This window comes from Streptomyces sp. NPDC002573 (genome assembly GCF_042889625.1).
Classification (GTDB): domain Bacteria; phylum Actinomycetota; class Actinomycetes; order Streptomycetales; family Streptomycetaceae; genus Streptomyces; species Streptomyces gibsoniae.
On sequence record NZ_JBIARC010000143.1, the window covers coordinates 1 to 10,272 of the forward strand.

Sequence of the window (10,272 nt, forward strand, 5' to 3'; positions counted from 1 at the left end):
TCCGGCGAAGCGGATGTCCGTTGCCAGCACGAACTCACTTCCCGCTCCGCGGACGCGCCCCTTGATCGCGGAGATCGTGACGGCCGGGACCTTGCCGAGGCGGATGAAGTTGTCGGAGTAGGGGTGGAGCCCTGTGGGGCCGGGCTTCATGGCGGCGATACGCGCTCCATCCGCCAGGAAGTCGAAGTGCGCCATGAAGAAGTCGGGGTTGTCGCTGTCGAAGACGACCACGGTCAGGTCAGGCGCCTGCTCGATGCGGTCCACCAGAGCGGCGAGCTGCTCGATGGTGTCCACGTCCATGAGGTTGATCGGGCCGTTGGAGAAGGTCACCTTCCAGTAGGACGGCGAAACTTCGGTCACATGGAACTGCTGTGCGTTTGTCATGCGCCGCAAAGTAGCTGACTACAACTTTGAAAGTCAATCCGGGCGGGCGAAGGTTCGATGGGTGCCCTGATGAAGCTCGCCTTCGACGCGGTGGACGCACCGCACGTGCGCGCGACGCACCTCCCCGCCGCCATCGATCGACTGACCCAACCGCCCGCCCGCAGCGGCGATCTGGCATCCCTTGCGGCTGGGCACTGGTCTTGCCGGTCACGCCGTGCGGACGCGGCTGAGCGGTGTCGAAGCGGCAGAACGAAACCCCCTGCCGGCCTGATCGGGGGGTGCCGGGTTGCCTGCCGCGTATGCCGCCGTGCCAGCGGAGGAAGGCTGACTTGCAAAAATCTAGCTTGGCAGTGCATGCTTCCTTCCGGCCCCAGGGACGGCGTTCACACGATCGCTTCCTGAAAGCAGGTCATCCCAACCAACCCAGGAGGTTTACCGTGTCCGAAATACTCCCGCCGCACTCCCGGCGGAAATTCCTTGCCACCTCGGTCGCAGCGGCGGCCGCAGCGGGCGCCGCATCCCTCAGCGTGCTCCCCACCCAGTCGGCTGCGGCAGCCGAAGCGGGAACCGCCCGCGGACGGCTGCCCGGCAGCAGCGCGACCGGCTTCGGCAGCGTCTCGCAGGCACCGAACCTCCCGGCCGGGTTCACCGACACCTTCACCAGCCGGTTCATCCAGGCCAACGGAATCCGCCAGCACGTGGTCATCGGCGGCAACGGCCCGGCCCTGCTGCTGGTGCACGGCTGGCCCGAGACCTGGTACGCCTGGCGCCTGCTGATGCCCACGCTGGCCCAGGACTTCACCGTCATCGCCGTCGACCAGCGCGGCATCGGCCTGACCGACAAGCCCCAGGACGGCTATGACACCGCCTCCATCGCCAGCGACCTGGCCGCCCTGATGGACGCACTCGGCTACGAGCGGTTCGCCGTGGCCGGCCACGACACCGGAATGCCGATCGCCTACGCCCTGGCCGCCGACCACTCCGAGCGGGTCGAGCGCCTCATCGTCGCCGAGGCCCCCCTGCCGGGCATCAGCACCTCGCCGCCGGCCTTCGGCCCCGAGTGGCTCAACGACCGGATCTGGCACATCGGCTTCAACCGCCTCGCCACGATCAACGAGCTGCTCGTCAGGGGACGGGAAGGCATCTTCTTCGGCTTCGAGTTCGACATCAACGCCGTGAAGAAGCTGCCCGACTACGCCGTCAACTACTACATCAGCACCCTTGCCTCCGACCGCGACGCGCTGCGCGGCAGCTTCGGCTTCTACCGGGCGTTCGACACCACGCTCGCGCAGAACGTCCAACGCCAGAAGGCCGGCCTGCTGACCATGCCCGTCCTGGCGATCGGCGGAGCGGCAAGCGTCGGTGACGGGGCCGGGGCCACGATGAAGGCCGCCGCACAGGACGTGCAGACCCTGGTCATCCCCGATACCGGCCACTGGGTCGCCGAAGAAGCGCCCGACGCAATGCTCACAGCGCTGACCACCTTCCTGGCCCCGTACCGCGACGGAACGCGCACCACACACGCCGGATAACCCCGCTCGGTGGGGCCGAGCCACTCAACCCCCACCCACTCGGCCCCACCACCCCCCCAACACGGCCACCGACGAACTCGTCGCCGCGTTCAAGGAATCACAGGCACGGTCCTGACGCGGCGGCGCGGTGGGGGGAGCGTGGCGCCCACCGCCGGCGAGGCGGTGGCGTGGCTCGGCTTCGAGCCGCGCAGCCACGTCCCGGGATGTCACCCCCCTTAGTCCCCGGAATTCAGTGGGGTCTGCGGGCCGCCACAGGTCCGACCCGCACCGCAATCGAGTTCACGTCCCGGCCGCACAGTCGGCCGGGATGTTAAACCCGTGCTCTTGGCACCGGAATTGGAGTGAGAATCAGATGCTCGAGAACCGTTTCTTGGAAATCCTGATCATTGCCGCTGTCGTGCTGCTGCTCTTCGGGGCGAAGCGGCTGCCCGAAACCGCGCGGGGGCTGGGGAAGTCCCTCCGCATCTTCAAGTCCGAGGTCTCCGCGATGAAGACGGACACCGCCCAGCCGTCTCCCGCCGAGTCGCGCGTGATCCAGGCCGCTTCGGCCGAACCTGCCGCTCCGACGGCCGCCCCGACGGAGCCGGCCCCCCGCGTGGTCTGAGCGCACCGCCCAGAGAGTAAGGACACACGGTGAACGACATCCAGCAGGGCACATCCTCCCCTCCCGCCAGGGCAGGACAGGCGTCGAAGGAGGTCATGCCGCTCACGGGGCACCTGCGCGAGCTGCGCAACCGCCTTGGCGTCTCGATACTTGCCCTGGCGGCCGCCACCATTGTCGGGTGGCTGCTGCGCGACTGGCTGCTCCAGCAGCTGACCGGCCCGGCCTGCGCCCTCAAACACGTTCACGGCGTGGGCCGGCCGACCCCGCAGTGCCCCAACGGCCTGCTGGTCAACACCGGGATCCTGTCCCCGCTGTCCCTCAGCTTCAAGGTCTCCGTCACAGCCGGGTTCGTCATGGCCGCGCCGGTGTGGAGCTACCAGCTCTGGGCCTTCATCGCCCCCGGGCTGTACAAGCGGGAGAAGAGGTACGGGCTCGGCTTCGCCGTCGCTGCCCTCCCCCTGTTCTGCCTCGGCGCCTACCTCGCCTACGTGTTCTTCCCCAAGGGCCTCGAGGTCCTGACGAGCTTCAACCCCGCGGCCTTCTCCCTATCCCTGCCCGGAGACGAGTTCCTGGACTTCTTCCTGCGCACGGTTCTCGTCTTCGGCCTCTCCTTCGAACTGCCCCTGCTGCTGGTCCTGCTGAACTTCCTCGGCGTCCTCAGCGCCGCCGCCCTGCACCGCCGGTGGCAGACCATCGTCTTCGCCGTCTTCGTCTTCGCTGCGGTCGCCACCCCCACCGGCGACCCGATCACCATGATCGCCCTTGCCGTACCCATCACCCTGCTCTTCTTCGCCGCCCTGGCCATCACCACCCTCCACGACCGGGCCAAGGCACACCGCCGGGCCGCCGACCCCGACCACCGACTCGGCGACGACGAGGCCTCCCCGATCGACCTGACCCCCTCCGATGTCAGCGCCACCACCCTGCAGCCCCCGGAACAGGTGGACACCACCCATTGAATCCGACGTGCAGCCCCCACCCCGGGAAGGGCCCGGGCAGACAGACTCCGACAATGCCTCGCCGTCCGAATGCTCGAGGAGCCGTAGAGTGATATTCGATGTAAGTCCGCTCGAAATTGTCACGCTCGCAGTCGTCGCGGTTTTCATTTTTGGTCCGGACAAGCTCCCCAAGATGATCAACGAAGTCATGGGATTCCTCCGCAAGGTGCGGGAGTTCTCGGACAGCGGCAAGCGGGACATCCGAAACGAACTGGGCCCCGGATTCGAGGAATTCGACTTCCAGGACCTCAACCCCAAAACCTTCGTGCGCAAGCAGCTGGCCGCCCACGGCGACGACTACGGCCTGAAAGAGATCCAGGACCTGCGTCACGACATCGCGGAAGACGCCCAGGAGGCCGTGGCGACAGTGCAATTGGCCACCTCGGAAGCCGCGCGGCCGACAAAGCCCCACCACCGCACCGACGTCGCGCGCGCTGCGGAGTAGCCAGTAACCGATCTTCATGCCTCACCGGCCAGCCGATCCGCTGATGCGACCGGTCCTGCCGACCTGACAGTGGGCAGGACCGGCAGCATCACACCCGCCCAGCACGTCAAGCGCAGGCGCAAAGGCGAGGATGTGCAGTTCAGCTGCCCGCTGCTGCGACTGCTCACGCTCATCGAGTGCGACACCCGGGCTGATCGCCCGGTTGCAGTAGTTGGCCTCGGATTGCCACGTAACAAGCCGGGGGACCCCATCCACGGCGCAGTGCGAAGTCTGCGGCGGGGAGTGTTTTTTCTGATCGGTGTCGGCGCCACCGTGCTCTGCGCGCTACTGGTCGCCGTCGGGTCGAGCCCGCACCGCATCCGTCCCGGCGAAGGGGCCAGGGCGGATGCCCCGCTGCTCGCTTCGGAGGTCGGCTCCCTTATGGGTACGGGTAGCGCGCGCAGTAGTGCGGCTTGGCTCAGTGTTCGGTGCGAGCGGTGGCCTTTACGCCTTCGCCGTCCCTGGTCAGCGTCGACGATCCCGAGGGGGAAGAGCGACGACGCATCCGGAGTCGGCGCAAACTCCGTCTGAAGGCCGCCCTCCTTGGACGCTCTAGAGGCGTTCCTCACGGTTACCGGCACGAAGGTGGGCGATGGCAGCCGTGGAACGTGACGGATGTCCAGCTGTGAAGAGCCTGGCCGACTAACGTGCGTAGATTGGCCAACCAGCTCGAAAAGTGGCCATCTAGCACGGTCAGTCACAGCCGTGATTTCTTGAGCGCGGTGACGAGCTGGCCCGTGGTGGTGAGGGCGTGGGAGTAGGTGGAGGTCTGGAACGTGGTTTCGCCTGCCACAGACGGCTGTCGGCCCCTAGAGCAAGTCGATGTCCGAAGCAGCGACCTCGTGCGCGTCGTCGTCGGAGATGAAACCGACGTGGACCGGCCGCCCGGTGGAGCGTTGGCGCCGCTGCACAGAGGGGCCTGAGGGGCGCGGTCGGTGGCGGTCACCCCATTGCTGAAACGCGCCGAGGATCACCTGCAGTTCCTCGCCGGCAGGGGTCAGGTGGTAGCTGTCGCGATGTCGGCTTCCCGGCACCTGGTACGTCCGCTTGCGGAGGACTCCCGCGTCGATCAGTGTCTTCAGCCGCGTGCTGAGCAGGTTCGGCGCGATGCCCAGTGATGCCTGGATTTCCGTGAAGTGGTGCTTTCCTATGTAGACCTCGCGGATGATCAGCAGGGTCCAGCGTTCGCCTAGCACCTGCAGGCTGCGTTCGATGGAGCAGGACGGCTCGTCACGCGTGGCTTCGGGCACGTTGCCTCCTTCTACGTCGCGGCGAACCGCAGGTTCCTGGACAGCCCAGCTTGCATTTCATTAGGGCACCCGAGCTCCGATGGGCCGGAGTAGTCAGGCCTCCGTGGTAGCAATCTCAATCCTAACTTGTATTTTACAAGTCAAGCGGGGCAGTTGCCGACGCTGTCCGGGTTCACTGCCCGGGGGCGGGGCGCCGGCACCCTTCTGATGTGACACGCCAGGCTGCGGCGGATCGGCATCGCCTGATCACCGCCGTGCCGCCAGCTTCGGCGCGCCCTCGTCCATGCCGGTAACGGTGGACATTGCCGAGTGCGGGCCCGCTGGACGGTCTCACCTGGGCGGTGGGGAAAACTCTCGGAGTGGACGGGAAACGATCTTCGGGAGCTCGGCCCCGTCCCTGATCAGCGCATTTCGTCGGTGCCCCGGACGGCGGTGCCAGGGCATCCAGCACAAGGACCCCGAGCCAGGCCGACGTGACCGAACGGACCACCACCGACCAGACCCGACAGAGGGCGGCGCCCCGGAGCTGTCCGGCGCCCGGGTCGCGCTGCAGCAGGCCCGGTTGGCCGCGAAGAACAACGGCGGCGGCGTGGCCCTTGCCAGCGCCGCCCGACCACCGTGAAGCGGGACGGGCGGGAGCCCTCCGAGTTCGCCGCCGTGCTGGCCGGGCCGATGGCCGACCGGGCCTGGGAGCTCCCGGCGGCCAGCGGCAGCGTTCTGGACCGCTGGCCCGACATCGCTGCTGCCGTCGCGTTCCACCCGGAGACCGGGTAGCTGGACCTGCGCCCGGACCGCTCAGCCGCCCCCTCCGTGTGTTCGAACACGTGTAGCGCGAGGGTGGCTCGGGGTGGCGAGCCCTGGCGAACACATGAACGGTAAACGTGATATCGATCACAGCACGATGCGTGGGTGCAGGTCACACGGTGAGTCACAAGCGGATCGTTGCACTCCGTCAAAAACGTGTGCCGCAGAGTTAACTCCCGGAGGCCTCCCCAGCGGTGAAGGGGATGAGACCGCGAGGTCTCCCCCCGCTCAGCAACGACGCGGTGCGGGGGCCAAGTTGAGCAGAAGGAGGGTCCGTGGGGCTTCACTGGGCCTGGCACGCGCTGGCGGTGGCCGGCGCCTGCCGGATGACCGCAGTTGCCTTCGACGCCGTCGTCCGACGCGTCGTCCGCATCGCCTCGCTGGCTCGCGACGAGCACCGCTCCCGCGCACGCGTTTTCGCACCACCCCCCGTCCTGCCCGCCGGACTGCACCCCGCTACGGGGACCGCCGTTCCGCCGCCCGCTGTGGAGGAGCAGTGACCAGTCCTGACGAGCAGGACTTCGGCGTGATCGAGCCCGCCGAACTCCCGACCGACTTCGAAGCGTTCTTCACCGGCCACAAGAGCGAGTTCATCAGGGTCGCCGGCGCTCGCACGCGCAACCCGCACGATGCGGATGAGGTGCTCATGGACGCCGCGGTGGTGATGTACCGCAAATGGGAGCGGATCCTGGCACATCCCAACCCGATCGCCCTCGCCCACCGCATACTCGAGAACGCGATCGCCGACTTCTACCGGCGCCGTGCCCGCACCACCGACTGGGAGGTCAGCTACGGCGAACTCTCCTACGCCGACGTGCCCACCGCGGACGACCTGCTGCTGCTGCGCGGGCACGACAGCCTGGACCGCGCCCTGGCCGAACTCGAACAGCGCGCTCCTCTCCAGGCGAACTGTGTGCGCCTGCGCTACCTCGCGGAGCTCGACTTCGCTGAGATCTCCGCGCGCCTGGACATCACAGCAGGCGCCGCGAAAGCCAACGTCCACCTCGGTCTGAAGAACCTCTACCGCCTCATCGGTCTCCCGGATTCGGGGAAAGGGAAGTCCTGATGCTGGAAGATCTCCTGCGCGCCGAAGCACAGGCCCTACACCGCACCTACGACCACCACGACACCGACGACTTCATGCGACGCCTGGCTGTCCGCATCGCCCAGGAGTCCGCGCGGCCGCCCCGAGTCACCCGCGCCGTCCTGGCTGCCGCCCCTCAGCGCGCCCAGGTGCCGTCGCCCACGGCGGCACCGGTACCCAGCCGCCCGGCAGGGACCCGGCCGCGCACGCGCCGCGGCCTGCGCCGGCGTCCCACGCCGATCCTCTGCCCGGACCCGGCCTCCAGCCCCACGGCTTTGGTCGATCATGTGCGGCGGCTGTGCGAGCTGGTGCTGCGCTCCAACGACATCGACTCCCTGGCCGACTTCGCCGCCGACTACGACCCCAGGGGGGCACGTACCTTCGCCTGCCTGCTCTACACGCTCGACCGGCGCGAAAGCGCCCTGTACTGGTGGCGGTTCGCCGCCGGCGGAGAGGACCCCCTCGCCGCCCACCTGCTCGCCGCCCACCACGCCGCTGTCGGGGTTAGCCCGGACGCCCGCCTGTGGCGGGCGCAGGCCCGCATGCTGGGCTTCACCTGCGACCGCCACCTTCCCCAACCTGTACGGCCCAGCACTCATCTCGCCGAAGGATTCGCCCGCGCCGTCCCATGGGGGAATGAGCTGAGTACTTTCATCAAAACCACACGCCTGCCCAGCGAACTGGCAAGCCACTGAGTCAGCGGTGGAGAAGGCGGCGCGTGAGACCCATTCCAGACGGCAGGCCCGGCGTGTTAGAGCAGCCATCACGCCAATCAGTCCTGGTGCCGGCGCTGGTCGTCCAAGATGGGGCCTGCGGCCCGGAAGAGGACACCGCCGTTGCCCTCGCTGACTCCCTTGCCGACGCCGTTGGCACGCGAGGGGAGCGGTCGATCACCGGGCGTCTGGACACGGTCGAACGTGTCCTGTTCGCCCTCGCACGCGCGCAGGGCATCGACCCGGAAAACATCGGCTGACTCCGGCGACGCTCAGATCAGAAGCGCCCCGCACACGGTGTGCGGGGCGCCTTCATACGGTGAGACGGCTGGTGGGACGGCTTGGAGGGCGAGATTCCGGGGGTAGGCGTTCATCGGTTGCCGCTCTTGGCGGCCGGGCTGATGCCCCTCACCCGGGCGACGCATCAAGCAGGCAGGGACGCCCGTCGGCGTTTACCGTCGTAATGCCTTGCGCTGACAGAACCGCAGGGCCCGGGTGGCCCCTGCGCTCAGTGCAGGGGCCACCCAATGCCTTCTCATCGATCCCGAGATCGCTCCCTGACAGCGGCTCAACCACTCCGCTTGGGCGCTGGTAACGAACATTTGATGTGCTCGGGGCCACAGCTGCATGTGTGCTGGCCAGATGGCCGCTGAAGCGGTCGCAGCTCAGGCCGGCGGGGACGCAGAGGTGGGAGGTGCCTGGTCGGGGGGCTGGTCCAGTTGCTGCTGGCGGCGTCGCTGCTCGTTGCGGTGCTGTTCGACGCGCTGGGTGAACAGCTTCAGCGCCTCGTCCTCCCGGCCGGGCCCGTACTCGCTGTACGGACCGATGCCGAGCCGGACGGCGTTGGCCTCCTCCTCGATGGCGTCGGCGGTCTGCTGGAGGAAGTAGCTGCGCTCGCGGAACTTGTAGTAGCCGGTGAACATCGCGGCCACCGTGATGGCGAAGCTGATCCCGGTCAGGGTGACGCTCTGCCAGGTCAGCTCCTTGCCGGTGTCCAGGGCCGCGATCGTGGTCGTGGAGGCTGAGCCGATCATGATGAGGGTCTGCAGGCTGTTGTGGATCCGCCGGTACTTGCGGCTGTCGGCCTGGTACTGCTCGATCGCGGTGGTGACTTCCTCGCGGTAGAGCTTGCGCCGGTCGTCCAGGTCCGGGTTGCTCCTGACCTTCTGCTTCCACAGCGACTCCTGCGCGGAGGCGAACTGCGCCTCCAGGCGCTGGAGGGTGGGCAGGTCCCGGCCGGCGAAGTGCACGCCGACCAGCGCCAGCAAGGACATCAGGAGCAGGCTGCCACAGATCAGATCGCCCAGGACGAACCGCGCCGGGTCACCCGTGGTCAACGCGGCGATGCCCGTGCCGATGACGGCGGTGAGTAAGGAGAGCCAGCTGACGGCCGCCCCGGCGCGCCAGATGCGGTCCAGCCGCCGGCGCCGGGCGAGCTTCTCCTGGGCGTCGATGACGAGGTTGGTGGTCACCACATAGATCCGTTCGTCGGCGTCCCGCTGGCGGGCGAGTACCAGTTCGTTCGCGTCCCGCATGCGGCGGGGCGCGTCGTCGTCGAAGTCCCGTGCCACGGGCTCAGCGGGCGAACGCTTCGGTCAGGCTGATGCGGTAGCCGTCCTCTTCCATCAGCACGACGGTGACGCCGAACGGATCGGGGTGGTCCAGCTCGACCGGGGTGAAGGAGAAGTTCACCGCGGCCTGGATCGGCGGCACCAGCTCGCCGCCGGGCTGCGGCGCGGGGGCCGGCCTCCAGTCCGGGGCGACCGACGCCCAGCCCTCGGGACTGCGGGACAGCAGCTGCTCGCTGTAGGGGAACTGGTGCAGGACGTGCCCGTCGCGGGTGGCGAGCACCATGTTCAGGCACGGCGCCGGGCCGACGATCGGCAGCTCGCAGGCGGTGGCGACGTCGTGGGTCTCCCAGGCGAGGACGACCTCGTCCGCGCCGGCCGCCGCGGCGATGTTCGCGAGTTCGGCGATCCCGGCGAGCGCGTCCTGGCCGACCTTGAGCGGGCGGACCCAGATCAGCCCGACTAGCTCGCCGCGCACCAGCGGCATCATGAGCGGGCGCGGCACGGTCCCCTCGCCCAGCGAGGCGGTGTACGTCTCCTTCGCGACGCCGACCAGTCCGTTCCACATCCGTGCTTCCACGGGAGCCCCCTGCCGTCTGCTGAGCCGATCACCGCACCCTGCCACGGGGTTCAAGGCTGTGTCAGCGGGATGATCAGCCAGCCCGGCCCCGGCGCTTCGCCTCGAACGCTTCGGCATCGTGCGGCGCGACCCGGTCGTCGGCGACGACAGCGGAGCCGTCTGCACGGCGCAATAGGGATTCCTAATGCCGTTTGTCAAGCCGCGAGCGGGGTCGGTGGCGTCAGCTCGTAGCACCGGTCATCGCGCAGAAGAGCCCAGAGGACGTTGACGC

At 68.3% G+C, this 10,272-nt stretch carries 13 protein-coding genes; 9 read left to right on the forward strand and 4 right to left on the reverse strand.

Annotated features, from left to right (window positions below):
• Positions 1 to 384, reverse strand: a 384-nt coding sequence (locus ACFYX0_RS45185) for an enoyl-CoA hydratase/isomerase family protein (RefSeq protein WP_388980983.1), incomplete at its 3' end; no start/stop codon positions are given.
• A gap of 437 nt (positions 385 to 821) precedes the next feature.
• On the opposite strand from ACFYX0_RS45185, the gene ACFYX0_RS45190 reads away from it, so the two are divergent.
• From ACFYX0_RS45190 to ACFYX0_RS45205, 4 genes are all read left to right on the forward strand, one after another.
• Complete coding sequence (locus tag ACFYX0_RS45190) at positions 822 to 1,916, forward strand: alpha/beta hydrolase (protein ID WP_355924381.1); 1,095 nt, start codon at positions 822 to 824, stop codon at positions 1,914 to 1,916.
• Between the two features lie 352 nt (positions 1,917 to 2,268).
• Entirely contained in the window at positions 2,269 to 2,520 is a 252-nt protein-coding gene (tatA, locus tag ACFYX0_RS45195) for a Sec-independent protein translocase subunit TatA (RefSeq protein ID WP_355925293.1), read from the forward strand.
• A 29-nt stretch (positions 2,521 to 2,549) separates the two neighbouring features.
• Positions 2,550 to 3,479: a twin-arginine translocase subunit TatC gene (gene tatC / locus ACFYX0_RS45200; RefSeq protein WP_355925291.1), complete on the forward strand. Its 930-nt coding sequence runs from the start codon at positions 2,550 to 2,552 to the stop codon at positions 3,477 to 3,479.
• An 88-nt stretch (positions 3,480 to 3,567) separates the two neighbouring features.
• A complete protein-coding gene (locus tag ACFYX0_RS45205; RefSeq protein WP_355925289.1) occupies positions 3,568 to 3,963 on the forward strand; it encodes a sec-independent translocase in 396 nt (131 codons plus the stop codon).
• Between the two features lie 848 nt (positions 3,964 to 4,811).
• Here ACFYX0_RS45205 and ACFYX0_RS45210 read toward each other — a convergent pair.
• The gene (locus ACFYX0_RS45210; protein WP_355924889.1) at positions 4,812 to 5,252 is read right to left on the reverse strand and encodes a helix-turn-helix domain-containing protein; all 441 of its coding nucleotides are present in this window, start codon (positions 5,250 to 5,252) and stop codon (positions 4,812 to 4,814) included.
• A 618-nt stretch (positions 5,253 to 5,870) separates the two neighbouring features.
• Between ACFYX0_RS45210 and ACFYX0_RS45215 the strand changes: the two genes are divergently transcribed.
• The 5 genes from ACFYX0_RS45215 (at position 5,871) to ACFYX0_RS45235 (ending at position 8,113) form a co-directional block, all read left to right on the forward strand.
• Positions 5,871 to 6,026 (forward strand): hypothetical protein, encoded by a 156-nt coding sequence (locus tag ACFYX0_RS45215; protein ID WP_355924891.1) that lies wholly within the window; start codon positions 5,871 to 5,873, stop codon positions 6,024 to 6,026.
• Positions 6,027 to 6,331: 305 nt separating this feature from the next.
• Positions 6,332 to 6,556 carry a hypothetical protein gene (locus ACFYX0_RS45220; RefSeq protein ID WP_355924893.1) on the forward strand — a complete coding sequence of 75 codons (225 nt, stop codon included), beginning with the start codon at positions 6,332 to 6,334 and terminating at the stop codon, positions 6,554 to 6,556.
• Positions 6,553 to 7,122, forward strand: a complete 570-nt coding sequence (locus ACFYX0_RS45225; protein ID WP_355924895.1) for a sigma-70 family RNA polymerase sigma factor — start codon at positions 6,553 to 6,555, stop codon at positions 7,120 to 7,122. The genes ACFYX0_RS45220 and ACFYX0_RS45225 overlap by 4 nt, the downstream gene beginning before the upstream one ends.
• Positions 7,122 to 7,835, forward strand: a complete 714-nt coding sequence (locus ACFYX0_RS45230) for a hypothetical protein (RefSeq protein ID WP_355924897.1) — start codon at positions 7,122 to 7,124, stop codon at positions 7,833 to 7,835. Before ACFYX0_RS45225 ends, ACFYX0_RS45230 begins: the two co-directional genes overlap by 1 nt.
• A gap of 86 nt (positions 7,836 to 7,921) precedes the next feature.
• Positions 7,922 to 8,113 carry a hypothetical protein gene (locus ACFYX0_RS45235; protein ID WP_355924899.1) on the forward strand — a complete coding sequence of 64 codons (192 nt, stop codon included), beginning with the start codon at positions 7,922 to 7,924 and terminating at the stop codon, positions 8,111 to 8,113.
• A gap of 405 nt (positions 8,114 to 8,518) precedes the next feature.
• Here ACFYX0_RS45235 and ACFYX0_RS45240 read toward each other — a convergent pair whose 3' ends face one another.
• Positions 8,519 to 9,424 (reverse strand): DUF4231 domain-containing protein, encoded by a 906-nt coding sequence (locus ACFYX0_RS45240; RefSeq protein WP_388980986.1) that lies wholly within the window; start codon positions 9,422 to 9,424, stop codon positions 8,519 to 8,521.
• Positions 9,425 to 9,428: 4 nt separating this feature from the next.
• Positions 9,429 to 9,989, reverse strand: coding sequence for a hypothetical protein (locus ACFYX0_RS45245; RefSeq protein WP_388980989.1), 561 nt, complete (start codon positions 9,987 to 9,989; stop codon positions 9,429 to 9,431).
• Positions 9,990 to 10,272: the final 283 nt, after the last annotated feature.

Coding starts and splice junctions, on each gene's coding strand:
- tatA (WP_355925293.1), top strand. CDS start 2,269: ATGCTCGAGAACCGTTTCTTGGAAATCCTGATCATTGCCGCTGTCGTG.
- ACFYX0_RS45245 (WP_388980989.1), bottom strand. CDS start 9,989: ATGTGGAACGGACTGGTCGGCGTCGCGAAGGAGACGTACACCGCCTCG.
- ACFYX0_RS45230 (WP_355924897.1), top strand. CDS start 7,122: ATGCTGGAAGATCTCCTGCGCGCCGAAGCACAGGCCCTACACCGCACC.